General features: G+C 45.1%; 14 protein-coding genes. 10 read left to right on the forward strand and 4 right to left on the reverse strand.

Annotated elements, in window-relative coordinates; all coding sequences use genetic code 11:
* Nucleotides 1-132 precede the first annotated feature (132 nt).
* The 3 genes from ccoG (at nucleotide 133) to VHA01S_RS15295 (ending at nucleotide 3,242) form a co-directional block, all read left to right on the forward strand.
* Entirely contained in the window at nucleotides 133-1,551 is a 1,419-nt protein-coding gene (ccoG, locus tag VHA01S_RS15285) for a cytochrome c oxidase accessory protein CcoG (RefSeq protein ID WP_023405253.1), read from the forward strand.
* Between the two features lie 69 nt (nucleotides 1,552-1,620).
* Nucleotides 1,621-2,607 (forward strand): serine/threonine protein kinase, encoded by a 987-nt coding sequence (locus tag VHA01S_RS15290; RefSeq protein WP_023405254.1) that lies wholly within the window; start codon nucleotides 1,621-1,623, stop codon nucleotides 2,605-2,607.
* Nucleotides 2,608-2,639: 32 nt separating this feature from the next.
* Nucleotides 2,640-3,242: a DsbA family protein gene (locus tag VHA01S_RS15295; protein WP_023405255.1), complete on the forward strand. Its 603-nt coding sequence runs from the start codon at nucleotides 2,640-2,642 to the stop codon at nucleotides 3,240-3,242.
* A 55-nt stretch (nucleotides 3,243-3,297) separates the two neighbouring features.
* Here VHA01S_RS15295 and VHA01S_RS15300 read toward each other — a convergent pair whose 3' ends face one another.
* The gene (locus tag VHA01S_RS15300; RefSeq protein ID WP_023405256.1) at nucleotides 3,298-4,824 is read right to left on the reverse strand and encodes a YifB family Mg chelatase-like AAA ATPase; all 1,527 of its coding nucleotides are present in this window, start codon (nucleotides 4,822-4,824) and stop codon (nucleotides 3,298-3,300) included.
* Between the two features lie 395 nt (nucleotides 4,825-5,219).
* Between VHA01S_RS15300 and ilvG the strand changes: the two genes are divergently transcribed.
* From ilvG to ilvA, 5 genes are read left to right on the forward strand one after another with little or no spacing between them, the layout of a single operon-like run.
* Nucleotides 5,220-6,866, forward strand: coding sequence for an acetolactate synthase 2 catalytic subunit (gene ilvG / locus VHA01S_RS15305; RefSeq protein ID WP_023405257.1), 1,647 nt, complete (start codon nucleotides 5,220-5,222; stop codon nucleotides 6,864-6,866).
* An 11-nt stretch (nucleotides 6,867-6,877) separates the two neighbouring features.
* Nucleotides 6,878-7,162, forward strand: coding sequence for an acetolactate synthase 2 small subunit (gene ilvM / locus VHA01S_RS15310; protein WP_023405258.1), 285 nt, complete (start codon nucleotides 6,878-6,880; stop codon nucleotides 7,160-7,162).
* An 11-nt stretch (nucleotides 7,163-7,173) separates the two neighbouring features.
* Entirely contained in the window at nucleotides 7,174-8,118 is a 945-nt protein-coding gene (locus VHA01S_RS15315) for a branched-chain-amino-acid transaminase (protein ID WP_023405259.1), read from the forward strand.
* Nucleotides 8,119-8,127: 9 nt separating this feature from the next.
* Complete coding sequence (gene ilvD, locus VHA01S_RS15320) at nucleotides 8,128-9,969, forward strand: dihydroxy-acid dehydratase (protein ID WP_023405260.1); 1,842 nt, start codon at nucleotides 8,128-8,130, stop codon at nucleotides 9,967-9,969.
* A gap of 4 nt (nucleotides 9,970-9,973) precedes the next feature.
* A complete protein-coding gene (gene ilvA, locus VHA01S_RS15325; RefSeq protein WP_023405261.1) occupies nucleotides 9,974-11,506 on the forward strand; it encodes a threonine ammonia-lyase, biosynthetic in 1,533 nt (510 codons plus the stop codon).
* Between the two features lie 41 nt (nucleotides 11,507-11,547).
* On the opposite strand, the gene punR is transcribed toward ilvA, so the two are convergent.
* Entirely contained in the window at nucleotides 11,548-12,453 is a 906-nt protein-coding gene (gene punR, locus VHA01S_RS15330) for a DNA-binding transcriptional activator PunR (RefSeq protein WP_023405262.1), read from the reverse strand.
* 115 nt (nucleotides 12,454-12,568) lie between these two features.
* On the opposite strand from punR, the gene punC reads away from it, so the two are divergent.
* Nucleotides 12,569-13,762, forward strand: a complete 1,194-nt coding sequence (gene punC, locus VHA01S_RS15335; protein WP_023405263.1) for a purine nucleoside transporter PunC — start codon at nucleotides 12,569-12,571, stop codon at nucleotides 13,760-13,762.
* Nucleotides 13,763-13,878: 116 nt separating this feature from the next.
* On the opposite strand, the gene VHA01S_RS15340 is transcribed toward punC, so the two are convergent.
* On the reverse strand, nucleotides 13,879-14,655 hold the full coding sequence (locus VHA01S_RS15340) for a transporter substrate-binding domain-containing protein (RefSeq protein ID WP_021714812.1): 777 nt from the start codon (nucleotides 14,653-14,655) through the stop codon (nucleotides 13,879-13,881).
* 71 nt (nucleotides 14,656-14,726) lie between these two features.
* Here VHA01S_RS15340 and VHA01S_RS15345 point away from each other — a divergent pair, with 71 nt between their 5' ends.
* Nucleotides 14,727-15,491 (forward strand): amino acid ABC transporter permease, encoded by a 765-nt coding sequence (locus VHA01S_RS15345; RefSeq protein WP_052029637.1) that lies wholly within the window; start codon nucleotides 14,727-14,729, stop codon nucleotides 15,489-15,491.
* Nucleotides 15,492-15,549: 58 nt separating this feature from the next.
* On the opposite strand, the gene glmU is transcribed toward VHA01S_RS15345, so the two are convergent.
* Nucleotides 15,550-16,917: a bifunctional UDP-N-acetylglucosamine diphosphorylase/glucosamine-1-phosphate N-acetyltransferase GlmU gene (gene glmU, locus VHA01S_RS15350; protein WP_023405265.1), complete on the reverse strand. Its 1,368-nt coding sequence runs from the start codon at nucleotides 16,915-16,917 to the stop codon at nucleotides 15,550-15,552.
* Nucleotides 16,918-17,010 lie beyond the last annotated feature (93 nt).

Genomic DNA, 17,010 nt, shown 5'->3' on the forward strand with positions numbered 1-17,010 from the left:
CACTCCCCCCCCCCCCAAAAAAAAATGTTTTACCGCTAAACTTAGCGCCCTGCTTATTTCTGCAACTCATATAACAAATCATTTTCATATTATCCGATATACTGAGCCTAGGATTTTGGTTGAGAATATGAAATGAGCAAGGATCGCATCAACGTCAAAGACGTTACCCCCAAAGAGTTCAACCCAAAAGCGCACAAGAGCCAAGGAGATAGGTTTAACCCAAGCAATCGTATCTATGTAAGAGCAAGCTCGGGCGTATTTCAAAAACTACGTCGCTATGGTGCTTGGGTATTGTTGTTACTGTTTGCCGTTATCCCTTGGATTCCCTATGGCGAACGTCAAGCCATCCTATTGGATATAGGACAGCAACAATTCAACTTTTTTGGTACTACCCTTTACCCGCAAGATCTCACGCTTTTAGCTTTACTCTTTATGATTGCAGCGTTTGGGCTGTTTTTTATTACCACCTTTTTAGGTCGAGTTTGGTGTGGCTATTTGTGCCCACAAACCGTGTGGACCTTCATGTATATCTGGTTTGAAGAGAAGCTAGAGGGCGCCGCTAACAAACGTAAAAAACAGGATTCTTCGCCGCTTACCCGCTCGCTAATGATGCGCAAAACCGCTAAACACATTGCTTGGTGGAGTATCGCGCTATTTACAGGCATGACTTTTGTTGCCTACTTTGTTCCAGTACATGCGCTTTGGTATGACTTCTTTACTTTAAACGCTTCGTCTTGGACTTATTTCTGGGTTCTTTTCTTTGCAGTCTGTACCTATGCCAATGCAGGATGGATGCGCTCTATTGTCTGCATTCACATGTGTCCATATGCTCGCTTCCAATCCGCCATGTTTGATAAAGATACCTTTATCGTCGGCTATGATAAAAAACGAGGTGAAAACCGAGGCCCTAGAGCACGTAAAGCAAATCCTAGCGAATTAGGTTTAGGTGACTGCATAGACTGTAATTTATGCGTGCAAGTGTGCCCAACGGGCATTGATATTCGTGACGGTCTGCAATATGAATGCATCAACTGTGGCGCTTGTATTGATGCTTGCGACAACACAATGGCGCGCATGAATTATGACAAAGGGCTGATCAGTTACACCACAGAGCACAAACTGGAAGGTACTCACACTAAGATCATGAGACCGAAACTTATCGGTTATGGCTTAGTGATGATTTTGATGCTGGGCTTCTTCTCACAACAAGTATCGACGGTTGATCCCGCCGGTCTCACCATTATCCGAGACCGCGCTCAACTCTATAGAACCAATAGCAATGGCTTGATAGAGAATACCTATACCCTGAAAATCATCAATAAAACCCAACAACCACAAACTTATCGCTTAACGGTTTCAGGGTTAACTGATGCTAAATGGTATGGCAGACAAACAATCAACGTCTCCCCAGGAGAAGTGTTCAATTTACCAATGAGTTTGGGGATTGATCCTCAACAATTAAGCTCGCCAGTAACTAAGATTGAATTTACGCTAGAAGCCGAAGGGGGTTTCGCTATCGATGTGGAAAGTCGCTTTATCAAACAGCTTTAGCAAGAATTAATGCAATCAGAGGGTTATACTGCGTGATAACCCTCTTTTTTCGTCACTGGCAATTTAACAATGAACTCTTTATTCAACTTTGATTCTCTAACGCCCGACCTTATGTGGTATGCATTAGAGAGTATTGGAATACGTGCCGAATCTGGTTTTTTAGCATTAAATAGCTATGAAAACCGAGTTTATCAATTCATCGACGAAGAAAAGAAACGCTACGTGGTGAAGTTTTATCGACCACAACGTTGGAACGAATTACAAATCCAAGAAGAGCATGATTTCACGCTCTCTTTACTCGACCATGAAATCCCTATTGCGCCTCCGGTCGTTATCAATGGCAAAACCTTACATCAGCACAAAGGTTATCTATTCACCTTATTTGAAAGCGTCGGTGGTCGACAGTTTGAAGTCGATAACTATAATCAACTGGAAATGGTAGGCCGATTCCTTGGACGTATTCATAAAGTCAGTCAAGGGCAACCCGCTTTTCAGCACAGGCCAACTATGGGGCTCGATGAGTACCTCTATCAATCTAGAGATCTATTACAAAAAAGTGAGTTTATTCCCGCGCATATTGAAAAGGCTTTTTTCCACGATATGCAGGCGCTAATTACTGCTATTGAACAGCAATGGCAAGCAGACTACACACCTATCCGATTGCACGGCGATTGTCATCCGGGCAATATCTTATGGCGTGATGGCCCTATGTTTGTGGATTTAGATGACGCAAGAAATGGCCCTGCCGTGCAAGATCTATGGATGCTACTCAGTGGCGATCGTCAGGAGAAACTGTTGCAACTTGATATTGTTTTAGAGGGATATCAAGAATTTTGCGATTTTGATAGCAATCAATTGAAACTGATCGAGCCTTTGCGCGGTCTACGTTTAATACACTATATGTCTTGGCTTGCAAAAAGATGGCAAGATCCCGCTTTCCCTGTAGCATTTCCATGGTTTAATGATGCAAAATACTGGGAAGGTCAAGTATTAGCAATAAAAGAGCAACTGTCTGCGCTACAAGAGCCAGCATTGTCTCTAACACCTAACTGGTAGTATCCAGAAGAATATTTTTGAAGGAGTTACAAATGAAAAAGTTGATTGCCTTAGTGGCAACCATGTTTTTAACATTGTCTGTTCACGCAGCTCAGTTCACCGAAGGTCAAAACTATACCGTGCTTGATCTGCCAGCGTCATCTTCTCCGACAGTTAATGAGTTTTTCTCTTTCTACTGCCCACACTGCTACCAGTTTGAGCCGATCATTAAAAACCTAAAATCATCTCTACCTGCCAATGCTAAATTCCAAAAATCTCATGTTTCTTTCATGGGAGGTAGCATGGGTCTATCAATGAGCAAAGCTTACGCCACTATGGTAGTGCTAGAAGTTGAAGACAAGATGATTCCGGTGATGTTTAACCGCATCCACAAGCTAAATGCAGCGCCTCGTGATGAAGCAGAACTGCGTCAAATCTTCCTAGATGAAGGTGTAGATGCGAAGAAATTTGATGCAGCATTTAAAGGATTCGCTGTGGATTCAATGGCGCGTCGTTTTGATAAGAAATTTAAAGATAGTAACCTAAAAGGTGTGCCATCTATTGTAATAAACAACAAATACCTTGTTGAAATGGGTTCAGTAAAATCAGCTAAAGATCTGTCTGACCTAGTTAATTATCTATTAACTCTCAAATAATTAACGCTTAAATATTATTAGAGGGGAGCTTAAAGCTCCCCTTCTTATTTCTGGTTTACCCTGCCACTTGCCGATGAATCGACAACAACAGACGATCCATCGCTCTATACCCCAACGCTTCGCTTAAATGCTCTCTGGTTATTGTTTCGCACAAGGCTAAATCGGCAATGGTGCGCGCCACTCTGATAATTCGATGATAAGCACGTATCGACAACCCTAAGCGAGTAATCGCAAACTCTAAAAACTCAGCGTCTTCCTTTAGTAAAACACAGTGTTGATCCATTTCTCGATTCGATAATCGCGCGTTGGGCTTACCCGCTCTCGCCAGCATGATCTCTCTGGCTTGGGCGACTCTTGCAAGGCACACCTCAGTGCTGTCACCTCTATCACCCCCTTCACTTAAAGTCCCTAAGGGTAACAAGGGAATTTCCACCGACATATCAAAGCGATCAAGAAACGGGCCTGAGATTCGACTTAGGTATTTCAATATTACCTGCGGTGATGCCCCTAACTGGCCTTCTTTATACTGCCCAGACGGGCTTGGATTTAAAGCGGCAATCAACTGAAAACGAGCCGGAAAACACGTTTTTCCCGAGGCTCGAGAAATGGCGATCTCACCTGCCTCTAAAGGTTCGCGCAGTGCATCTAATACTCGCCGTTCAAACTCAGGTAATTCATCTAAAAAGAGCACACCATTATGGGCCAATGAAATCTCGCCCGGCTTTGGCGATGAACCACCACCAACCAAGGCCGCCATAGAGCTAGAATGATGAGGTGCGCGAAAGGGGCGCTTGCGCCATGAGCTTTCATCTAAATCCTGGTCCACTAGCGAAGATACTGCCGCAACCTCTAAAGCCTCTTGTTTACTCATTGGTGGAATTAAATCCGGCAAGCGAGCCGCCAACATAGTTTTCCCTGTTCCCGGAGGACCGACAAAAAGCAAATTGTGTTGTCCGGCGGCCGCAATTTCTAACGCTCTTTTTCCTTGTTGTTGGCCGATGACATCTTGCATATTTTTGGTTGTTGTCGGCGGACCATCCATAGCAGTGGCAAGCTCTAAATCCAATTCCAGTTGCGAGGCTAAAAATCCACTCACCTGCAATAAACTGCTAGCCGACAAATTACTATGCTCATCAACCAAACGTACCTGACTGGCGTTTTGCGCAGGACTAATCAAGGTGCGGTTTTTACTTTTACTGGCAATGGCAGCAGAGATAACACCTCTGACTGGGCGTAATTCACCCGAGAGTGCCAACTCACCCACTAGCTCAACATCATTAATTTTATCTACTGGGATCTGTTCACTGGCTACCAAAATGCCTATAGCAATCGGTAAATCAAAACGCCCACCGTCTTTGGGGAGATCCGCGGGAGCTAAGTTAACAGTGATCTTGTGTCTCGGAAAAGAAAAGCGAGAGTTCATAATCGCACTTCTTACTCGGTCTTTGGATTCTTTAACACTGGTTTCGGCTAATCCCACTAAATGAAAACCCGGCATACCAGGGCCAATGTGAACTTCAACCGTCACTTGCGGTGCTAACACCCCTAAACTTGCCCGACTATGTACTATCGCTAACCCCATATTTCATCCAGTTACGCAACCCTATATAGGGTTTAGGCAACCGACTAAAAGAAGGAAAGTGAAAAAAGAATGAGTTTTTCCTTGTCAGATCGCAAGAAATTGTGATACCACTAATAGTATTAAGACTGTGCAACTTTATTTGAGAATTATGCAAACTACTATTCGACTACTAACTCTGGTCAGCCTGATTATCGTGGTGATTATTCACACCGCGCGAGGGCGAGTAGGCGCAAACTAGTACAGCAAGATTCACAAGCCCTCGCACTGAAAAGTTCGGGGGCTTTTTAGTTTTATAGGTCTCATAGAGATCCTAATCAGGACATGGAGCACAAGATGTGCAGTAAGACTAAGAACACAACCAAGCAGCAGCTTGCCTCATCAAAGGGAGATAACCAATGACGGGCGCACAATTAGTGGTAGAAGCACTTCGCCAACAAGGAATTAAGACCATATTTGGCTACCCTGGTGGCGCAATAATGCCTATCTATGACGCATTATATGATGGTGGCGTTGAACATATTCTTTGCCGACATGAGCAAGGGGCGGCAATGGCTGCTATTGGCATGTCTCGTTCAACTCAAGATGTTGCGGTATGCATGGCAACCTCAGGCCCCGGCGCTACAAACCTAGTGACAGGTCTTGCTGACGCGTTCTTAGATTCTGTACCTATTGTGGCAATTACAGGACAGGTAGCAAGCTCTCACATCGGTACTGACGCATTCCAAGAAATGGATGTTATTGGCATGTCTTTGTCTTGTACCAAGCACAGCTACCTAGTGACCGATATCGAAGATCTCGCGCCAACTCTAGCAGAAGCTTTTGAAGTGGCAAAAGCGGGTCGCCCCGGTCCTGTACTCGTTGATATTGCTAAAGATGTTCAACTTGCTGATGCTCCAGAATTAGATATTCCTGTGTTTCAGCAACCAATGATGCCGGTACCTCAACCAGAAGATTACCGATTAGCACAAGCACTGTTACGTGAAAGTCGTCGACCTGTATTGTATGTTGGCGGTGGTGTTCAGCTTGCTAAAGCCACGGCAACTACGCGAGAGTTTCTAGCGAAAAATCCAATGCCATCAGTCAGTACCTTAAAGGGTCTCGGCACTATTGAGCGCCATAATCCGCATTACTTGGGTATGCTAGGTATGCACGGCACTAAAGCTGCCAACCTGATTGTGCAAGAGTCTGACCTACTTATCGTAGTGGGTGCTCGCTTTGATGACCGAGTAACAGGCAAGCTAGATACCTTTGCTCCAAACGCCAAAATTATCCATATCGATATCGATAAAGCTGAATTTAATAAATTACGTCATGCGCACTCAGCGCTACGCGGCGACATCAACGAGATTTTGCCACAGCTGCACATTGAAAATGACATTACACCTTGGGTTCACCACTGTGAGAGCCTACGTAGTAGCTTCAAATGGCAGTACAACCACCCTGGTGAATTAATCTACGCACCATTACTATTGAAACAACTGTCCGATATGATGCCAGACAGCTCTATTGTTTCTACTGATGTAGGTCAGCACCAAATGTGGGCGGCGCAGCACATACAACCTCGCAACCCTCAAAACTTCATCTCTTCTGCAGGTCTTGGCACTATGGGCTTTGGTTTACCTGCGGCCATGGGTGCGGCAGTCGCAAGACCCGATGACCAATCTATCTTAATCTCGGGTGACGGCTCATTTATGATGAACGTACAAGAGTTAGGAACGCTTAAACGTCGTCAAATTCCGGTGAAAATGGTGCTTATCAATAACCAACGTTTAGGTATGGTGCGCCAATGGCAATCTCTCTTTTTCGATGGACGCCATAGTGAGACGATTCTTGACGATAACCCTGACTTCATCATGCTTGCGAAGGCATTTGATATTCCGGGTAAAACCATCACCAAGAAAGAAGAAGTTGAGCCAGCATTAAAAGAGATGCTAGAAAGCAAAACCGCTTATCTATTACACGTTGTCATCGATGAAGAAGAGAACGTATGGCCATTGGTACCACCAGGTGCCTCAAATGAAGAAATGTTAGAGAACACCTAATAGAGGCACCCATGGAAAGATACTTATTAGATATTAAAGCCGATGATAAACCTGTGCTTATGGAGCGCGTATTACGCGTGGTCCGTCACCGTGGATTTATCGTTCGCCAAGTGGCTGGCACACAAAATCATCAAAGCAAAATCGCCAGTGTCGAAATCATCGTTGACAGTGAACGCCCTATCACATTTTTAACAAATCAAATTGAAAAATTGTGGGATGTAATTAGCGTAGACGTCATCAAAATTGATAACAACGAACTTCCTAACAACAATTTACAGCACAAAGTGAGCGCATAAGGAAAGCAGCAATGGCTACAAAGACAGCAGATTATATTTGGTTTAACGGTGAAATGGTTCCGTGGGCAGATGCCAACGTACACGTGCTCACTCATGCAATGCACTATGGCACATCAGTATTCGAAGGTGTGCGTTGTTATAACACCCCTAAAGGGCCTGTTGTTTTCCGCCATCCAGAGCATGCAAAACGTCTAAAAAATTCAGCAAAAATCTACCGTTTCCCAATTCCGTACTCTGTAGAAGAAATTATGGAAGCAACCCGTGAAACTATCCGTGTAAACAAACTGGACAGCGCTTACATTCGTCCACTAGGTTTTGTGGGCAATGTGGGTCTAGGTGTTTGCCCTCCAGTTGACAGTGAAATGGAACTTATCATTGCCGCTTTCCCTTGGGGCTCTTACTTAGGCGAAGAAGCGCTAGAAAATGGCGTTGATGCGATGATCTCTAGCTGGAACCGCGCAGCACCAAACACCATCCCTACCGCAGCTAAAGCGGGGGGTAACTACCTATCTTCATTACTGGTTGGCGGTGAAGCACGTCGTCACGGTTATGATGAAGGGATTGCGCTAAGTGTTGATGGTTATCTATCTGAAGGTGCGGGTGAAAACATTTTTGTCGTAAAAGACGGCGTAATCATTACACCACCAGCAACTGCGGCTATTTTGCCAGGCATCACTCGTGATTCAATCATGGTATTGGCTCGCGAAAAAGGCTACGAAATTGTTGAAGCAAACATTGCGCGTGAAGCGCTATACCTTGCTGACGAAGTATTCATGACAGGTACTGCAGCAGAAATCGTTCCAGTACGCTCTGTTGATCAGATTCAAGTGGGTGAAGGTAAGCGCGGTCCTGTGACTAAAGACTTACAAGAGACCTATTTTGGTCTATTCAACGGTACAACAGAAGATAAATGGGGTTGGTTAGACTACGTTTACCCAGCTGACGCAGAGAAATAAGGAATCATTATGCCAATCTATCGCAGTGCAACTACAACTCACGGCCGCAACATGGCTGGCGCACGCGCACTATGGCGCGCAACCGGAGTAAAAGACGAAGATTTCGGTAAGCCTATTATCGCTGTCGTAAACTCATTTACTCAATTTGTACCAGGACACGTTCACCTGAAAGATATGGGTCAACTTGTTGCTGGCGAAATCGAAAAAGCAGGCGGCATCGCCAAAGAATTCAACACCATCGCAGTTGATGATGGTATTGCTATGGGTCACGGCGGCATGCTGTACTCTCTACCATCGCGTGAGCTTATCGCAGATTCGGTAGAATACATGGTGAATGCTCACTGTGCCGATGCCATGGTTTGTATCTCAAACTGTGACAAAATCACTCCGGGAATGCTAATGGCCTCTATGCGCCTAAATATCCCAGTGATCTTTGTTTCTGGTGGCCCAATGGAAGCGGGTAAAACTAAGCTTTCTGATCAGCTGATCAAACTCGATCTTGTTGATGCCATGATGCAAAGTGCCGATCCAACAGTATCTGATGAGCAAAGCGAACAAGTAGAACGTAGCGCATGTCCAACATGTGGTTCATGTTCTGGTATGTTCACTGCAAACTCAATGAACTGTCTAACCGAAGCTCTAGGTCTTTCTCAGCCAGGTAATGGTTCAATGCTTGCCACTCACGCAGACCGTGAAGCGCTATTTATCAATGCTGGTAAACGCATTGTTGAACTGACTAAACGTTACTACGAGCAAGATGACGAATCGGCTCTGCCACGTAACATCGCCACCAAAAAAGCCTTTGAGAATGCGATTGCACTTGATATTGCAATGGGCGGTTCAACCAACACCGTTCTTCACCTTATTGCAGCGGCTCAAGAAGGTGATGTCGACTTTACGATGCAAGATATCGACGAAATGTCTCGTCGTGTTCCTAACCTATGTAAAGTAGCGCCTTCTACACCGAAATATCATATGGAAGACGTTCACCGCGCTGGTGGTGTAATGGCTATCTTAGGTGAGCTTAACCGCGCTGGTTTACTCAACAATCAATCTCGCACTGTGCTAGGTCTTTCTATGGAAGAGCAACTGGCGCACTACGATGTGATGCAAACTGAATCACAAGAAGTAAAAGACTTCTTCCGCGCAGGCCCTGCTGGCATCCGTACTACCAAAGCATTCTCACAAGATTGCCGCTGGGAAACTCTGGATGACGATCGTAAAGAAGGCTGTATTCGCAGTAAAGAAAATGCCTATAGCCAAGATGGCGGTCTAGCGGTTCTGAAAGGCAATATTGCACTCGATGGCTGTATCGTTAAAACGGCAGGCGTAGACGAAAGTATCCTTAAATTTACTGGCCCTGCGGTGGTATTTGAAAGCCAAGAAGACGCTGTAGATGGCATCTTAGGTGGCAAAGTGAAATCGGGCGATGTGGTTATTATCCGCTACGAAGGCCCTAAAGGTGGCCCAGGTATGCAAGAGATGCTTTACCCAACCACTTACCTAAAATCGATGGGGCTAGGCAAAGAGTGTGCGCTACTGACTGATGGTCGCTTCTCTGGCGGTACAGCCGGTTTGTCTATCGGCCACGCTTCTCCTGAAGCGGCAGCGGGCGGTATCATTGGTTTGGTAAACTCTGGCGATCAAATTGCTATCGACATTCCAAACCGTACGATTGAACTACAGGTATCTGAAGCTGAACTTGCTGAGCGTCGCGCTAAACAAGACCAACTAGGTTGGAAACCTGTTTCTCGTGAGCGTGCTGTTTCGTTTGCTCTAAAAGCCTACGCAAGTATGGCAACCAGTGCAGACAAAGGAGCGGTAAGAGACAAATCTAAGTTTGAGGAGTGAGGCTATGAGTCTTACTAATCTCAAATCTGGCGCAGAGTATCTGCGCCAAATCTTGCGCGCACCGATATACGAAGTTGCCACCCTAACGCCGTTGCAAACTATGCCTCGTTTATCTGAACGTTTGAATAATCAGGTGCAAATTAAGCGTGAAGATCGTCAGCCTGTACACTCTTTTAAATTGCGCGGCGCTTACAACATGGTTGCCAACCTAACCGAAGAGCAAAAACAAGCGGGTGTGATTGCTGCCTCCGCAGGAAACCATGCTCAAGGCATGGCGTTCTCTGGCACAAAGTTAGACATTAGCACCACCATAGTGATGCCAAAGACAACTCCAGACATCAAAGTTGATGCTGTGCGAGCCTTTGGCGGTACTGTGGTGTTGCACGGCAACAACTTTGACGAAGCAAAAGCAGAAGCTGAGCGACTTTCTGAACTGCATGGCTATACCTTTGTCCCCCCTTTCGATCACCCGTTAGTGATCGCAGGACAAGGCACAATCGGTATGGAGATGATTCAGCAAAACGGCAATCTAGACTATATCTTCGTCCCTGTTGGCGGCGGTGGTTTAGCTGCGGGTGTTTCAGTGTTAGTTAAACAGCTGATGCCAAACATCAAAGTGATTGCGGTAGAACCTGAAGATTCAGCCTGTTTGAAAGCGGCATTAGATGCGGGTCATCCTGTCACCCTTGACCAAGTAAGCATGTTTGCTGATGGCGTTGCGGTGAAGCAGATTGGCAGCGAAACTTTCCGTCTATGTAATGAAAACATCGATGGGCACATCACAGTGTCTAGCGATGAAATCTGCGCAGCGGTTAAAGATATCTTCGAAGATACTCGCGCTATCGCTGAACCATCGGGGGCACTTGCGCTAGCGGGTTTGAAAAAATTTGCTGAGCAAAATGAGCTAAAAGATAAGAAGCTATCCACCATATTGTCAGGAGCCAATACTAACTTCCACGGCCTACGCTACGTCTCTGAACGATGCGAGCTGGGTGAAAAACGTGAAGGTTTACTGGCGGTTACTATCCCTGAACGTCCGGGCGCTTTCTTTGAATTTTGCAATATCATCGGCGGTCGAGCGGTGACTGAGTTTAACTATCGCTACAACGATGATGAGCAAGCCAATATCTTTGTCGGGGTACGTTTGCACGAAGGGCAAGCGGAACTGGATAGCATCATTAACGATCTACAACAAGGTGGCTACCCTGTGGTTGATCTTTCTGATGATGAAATGGCCAAGCTGCATATCCGCTATATGATTGGTGGCAAACCAAAAAATCCAATCAAAGAGCGATTGTACAGCTTTGAGTTCCCAGAATATCCTGGTGCCTTGGTTAACTTCCTCAGCACTTTAGGTACGCATTGGAATATCAGCCTATTCAACTACCGTAACCATGGCGCAGATTACGGCCGTGTGTTGTGTGGATTTGAATTAACTGAAGGTGATATTGAACGTTTTTCTCGTCACTTAGACGAGCTAGGTTATGGCTATAAAGATGAGTCTGAAAACCCATCTTATCGTTTCTTTCTTAGCTAACAGCGTAAAGTAAACACTAAGGCAGCCTCATGGCTGCCTTTTTATTCGCTGCTCACCCAGTCTCTATGCAGCTTATCTTCGTCACCAAGATAATTCAGCATCCATTCAATGAGCTTATTGCTACTGTCTTTGCGCCATACCATACAACACTCACTCGGCGGAGCCTGAAACTCAATGTCTCTAGTCACCAATGTTTTTTCGTTCACCAAAGAGTGTGCAATATGCTCAGGAACAAACCCCACGCCTACACCGCCTTTAATACAACGTATCGCCGTATGCCAATTCGGAGTAAGAAGACGCCTTTGATTGGTGAATAACGTCTGGTGACGCTTAGGAAGCACCCTAGACGTATCATCAAGACTGACACTTGGGTACAAAGCGATATCTTCTACCTGTAATTGGCTTTTGCTTGCTAATGGGTGATCGGAAGCGCACACAAACACCCACTCCATCTTGCCCATGTCTTTAATACCAAAATCACCGCTAACAGGGATAGCAGAGGTGGCTCCCAACACGATATCAGCACGCTCTTGAGCTATGGCTTCCCAAGCACCGTTAAAAACCTCCATATTGATTTGCAGCTCCGCAAAATCGAACTGACGGTAAAAATCATCAATTAGGTGCTGTAAATTATCTAGCCTTACGATGTTATCTAAAGTGATCCTTAAGGTCTGTTGCCACCCTTGCGCAGTACGTTTTGCTTGTGCTTTCGCTTCTTCAATCTGACGAAGCATAGATCGCACCTGCTCAATAAAGATCTCTCCTGCTGGAGTAAGCTCAACTCTTCTAGGTAAGCGCCTAAATAGGATCACATCTAACTCTTGCTCTATCTGACGTACTGAATAACTAATTGCTGACGGCACTTTGTGTAAGTGTTCGGCGGCGGCGGAAAAGCTGCCTAATCTCGCCACTACATCCAACAGTTCAAAATTTTTCTGAGATAACATAACGTAAAACTCTAGCTTTCAAATTTTTTGATAGATAACTACATATATTAGCGTTTAATTTGTTGGTTAAGCCAATTTAGAATACCCGCAATCCATATTTTTGAAGCAACTTTTCATGTCTATCAGTAAATTACAATTAGGGTATCTCGCCCTACTCTCAATGCTTGGCTTTATCGCAACCGATATGTACCTGCCGGCATTTCAAACCTTGCAAGCCGATTTTGCGACTGGCCCTGAACCTATCGCGCTGTCATTAAGTATCTTTTTGGTCGGCCTTGCTATGGGTCAATTGGCATGGGGAATACTATCAGACCGATTTGGTCTTAAACGCTCACTGGCATTGGGCTTGGCTATTTTTACCCTCGCCTCTGTCGGGATTGCCTTGAGCAGTAACATATCGCAATTACTGGCATTTCGATTTATCCAAGCCATCGGTGTCTGTGCCCCAACCGTAATCTGGCAAGCCATAGTGATTCAGCGCTACCACGCAGAGCAACGCCAGCGCATCTTTGCCTCTATCATGCCCTTAGTTGCCTTATCCCCTGCGCTAGCACCGCAACTAGGTGTGCTGCTCAACACCACTTTAGGCTGGGAAAGTATTTTTGCTACGCTCGCCATTATTGGTACGATGTTATTTTTTGTCACCGTAAAGCAACCTGCAGAAGCAAAGCCAAGCAAAACCGTTTCTTTGCGCACCGATCTCGGCAGTTTAGTAAAAAACCGTATTTTTATCGGCAATGTGCTGATCTTCTCTGTCACATCAGCGGTGTTTTTCGCCTATTTAACCGGTATGCCAGAAATCATGGCGCAACTGGGGTATTCGGCAAAAGATATTGGCATGAGTTTTATCCCACAAACTATTGCTTTTATGGTGGGTGGATACGTGGGTAAAAAGAGTGTGGAACGTTATGGTGATGGGAAAGTGATCTCCATTATTTTGACGTTATTTACCTTTGCAGTAGTCACGGTATTTATTGCCAGTCAAAGCACTTTAACTTCAATATGGCCAGTTCTAGTGCCGTTTTGTTTTGTCGCTATCGCCAACGGCGCACTTTATCCAATCGTCGTGAATCGAGCTTTATCTAGTGCTCAACATAGCCCAGCAACTGCTGCCGGGCTGCAAAACAGCATTCAAATTTGTATCAGCAGTATTGCCAGTATGCTGGTGGCACTGTTTGCTCAACAAGCACTGATTGCGACAGGTTGGACTATGCTAATTTGCTTACTTGGTCTTGCTGGTGGCTTATGGCTAGCTAGAAATAAAGGCGCTGGGGTTGATAGGGAAAAAGAGATTGAAGCGACGGCTTAGTCGTACTAATTGGTCACATTAAAAATGAAAAGGGAGCGATATTCGCTCCCTTTTGCTTAAGATCTTCCTGCCCTAAAGTAAGGCTTTACCTTTTAGATCATAGTAAGTAAAAAGCTCTATAAGCTCGTTAAGCCCCACTTCTTAGCTGTTTTATCAAAGAAGCCTTGAGTGGTTTTTAGCTCAACCCAGTGATTCACATAGTTGATCCATACTTGGTCTTTTTGCGGCAACAACATAGAGATTGGCGTTGGGTTTTTCGGCTCTTTAACGGGCACTATCGCGAGTTGTTTAAACTTCTCCACCAGCGTTGCCGCTTCTACGTTTGAGGTTACCGATACATTCGCTCTGCGCGCCAATAACTCTTGGAAATCTCTTGCCGGCGCTTCAATCACTATGTGTTGTGCTTGTGGGAAAAAGTCTTTCACCATTTTCTCCTGCACTGTGCCAAGAGTGGCGGCCACTTTAATATCCGGCTGATTAAAGTCAGCCCAATCGGAGTATTTATCGAGATCTTTCTTCGGCACTACTGGCACAAAGGCTAAGTAAAAATAAGGTTGGCTATAACCGGCGACTTTCGCGCGAGACATATTCAGAGATGCACTTCCTGTGATGTCGTATTTGTTGGCGGTAATGCCGTTGACCAGTGTTTTCCAATCCGTCGCCACATATTCCACTTTCACCCCAAGATCTTTGGCAAGCTCGGTGGTTACATCAATATCAAAACCTCGATAGCTGTTGTCAGCCGGGTTTTTCATGGTCATAGGGTTCCAGTCACCAGTCGTACCGACCCTTAATACTCCACTGCTTAAAATCTCTTGCAGTCGACTGGTTTCTGCCACGGCAGAAGAGAGTGTTACAAGAGATAGCCCCAATGCTAAAAGTAACTTTTTCATCATAAATCCTTTTAAAAATCAGTAACGTTTACTTTGTGGTACTGATACCATACCAGTTTCTAGTCAACAGTATGCTTAAGGATGGGCATATTTTGAAATTTAATCTTCTCACTGTGTTACTTTGTTGTGTTTTTCTCACTGGTTGTTCTGACTATGAGTGGGGATGGTATGTGCTTGATCCGTCCACGGAGCAAGGCCTAACCAATGTAAAATTTCTGATTGATGGTTTTAGTGCCACCATTAGCGTTTCGCTGCTTAGTATGTGTTTTGCCATGTTAATTGGCTTTTTTATTGCCCTTCCGGCACTGTCAGAAAACCCTTATATACGCGGCGTTAACAGAGTCTACGTCGAATCCATACGCTCTATTCCCGTACTGGTGCTATTGCTTTGGGTCTACTATGGTCTCCCCACGTTAATGGACATTTCTCTCGATCATTATTGGGCGGGAGTGATTGCGTTATCTATTGCTGAAAGTGCCTTTATGGCAGAGGTATTTAGAGGGGGGATTCAGGCGATTCATCGCGGGCAACATGAAGCGGCGCACTCATTAGGATTGAGCAACTGGAAGACCATGCGCTTGGTGATATTCCCGCAAGCTCTACGCCAAATACTGCCACCTTTAGGCAATCAATTTGTCTACATATTGAAGATGTCATCTTTGGTCAGTGTTATCGGTTTAAGCGACCTGACTAGACGTGCCAATGAGCTGGTGGTTAATGAGTACTTACCTCTAGAAATTTATACCTTTCTAGTTTTAGAGTATTTAGTGTTGATACTTGCGGTCTCACAAGGCGTACGTTGGCTTGAAAGACGCTACGAAATACCAAACCATTAAAAAATAACCCCGCTAAAAGCGGGGTTATTTTTGAGTCCATATTTCGATGACGCTCAGTCTATTTTTTCTTCTTTACCGGACGTTGCCAGTTAGCAATGCGACGCTCTTTAGCGCGAGAAATGATCAGCTCATTTTCGCCGACATTTTTAGTCACAGTAGAACCTGCACCTATGGTGGCGCCATCGGCAATAGTCACTGGAGCAATAAGCTGGCTGTCAGAGCCCACGAATACATCATTACCTATGTTGGTTTTGAATTTGTTCGCACCATCGTAGTTACAAGTAATAGTACCTGCGCCAATGTTAGTGCGCTCACCAATTTCAGCATCACCTAAGTAAGTTAAGTGATTAGCTTTAGAGCCTTGACCAATGCGGGCGTTTTTCACTTCCACAAAGTTACCTACGTGCGCATCATTACACAGTTCAGCGCCTGGGCGCAGACGAGTAAATGGCCCTACAGTACACTCTTCACCAACGGTCGCATCTTCAATCACTGAATATGGACGGATGATAGTATTGTCATCAATTTCACAATCTTTAATTACACAGCCTGCACCGATAACCACGTTATCACCGATAGTCACGCTACCTTCAATGATGACGTTAGCATCGATTTCAACATCCATACCGCATTGCAAAGAGCCGCGTAGATCAAAACGGCTAGGATCGCGAAGCATTACGCCTTGCTCTAACAGTTTGTCTGCCTGCATTTGCTGGTAAGCACGCTCTAGACGAGCCAGTTGACGACGATCATTTACGCCTTCCACTTCAACAGCGCTAGCCGGATGTACCGCTTCAATTTTTTTGCCGTCGTTATGCGCAGCAGCAATAATATCCGTTAAGTAGTATTCACCTTGAGCATTATCATTGCTGAGGTTAGACAACCAACGTTTTAAATCTTTACCGTCAGCAACCAATACACCTGTGTTGATTTCACAGATGGTTTTTTGCTCTTCTGTGGCATCTTTTTGTTCCACGATAGCCACTACAGAACCGTTCTCACGCACAATACGGCCGTAACCCATAGGATTATCCAAAACAACCGTTAGCAGCCCTACGCCACCTTCTGGTTGGCCATCAAGTAGTGCCGATACGGTTTCTGTGGTGATAAGAGGAACATCACCGTAAAGAACCAATACTTTTTCATCATCAGCAAAATGAGGTGATGCTTGATCAACAGCGTGCCCAGTACCCAATTGTTCGCGTTGCTCAACCCAGTTCACTGGCTCGTGTGCTAACGTTGCTTTCATCTGCTCACTGCCGTGACCAAACACCAAATGGATGTTGTTAGCTTCTAGACCAACACACGTGTCAATAACATGCTTTGCCATTGGTTTACCGGCCAATGTATGCAGTACTTTTGGCTTTTTAGAGTACATGCGAGTGCCTTTGCCCGCAGCCAGAATCACAGCACTAAAATTGTTCATCACCTATTATTCCTTGAAACTGATCGTGAATTATTATTGTTTTAAACGTTGAGTTATACCAATCACACTAAGTAAGTGGTCAGAAATAGCGCA

Source organism: Vibrio halioticoli NBRC 102217, from assembly GCF_000496695.1.
Classification (GTDB): Bacteria; Pseudomonadota; Gammaproteobacteria; order Enterobacterales; family Vibrionaceae; genus Vibrio; species Vibrio halioticoli.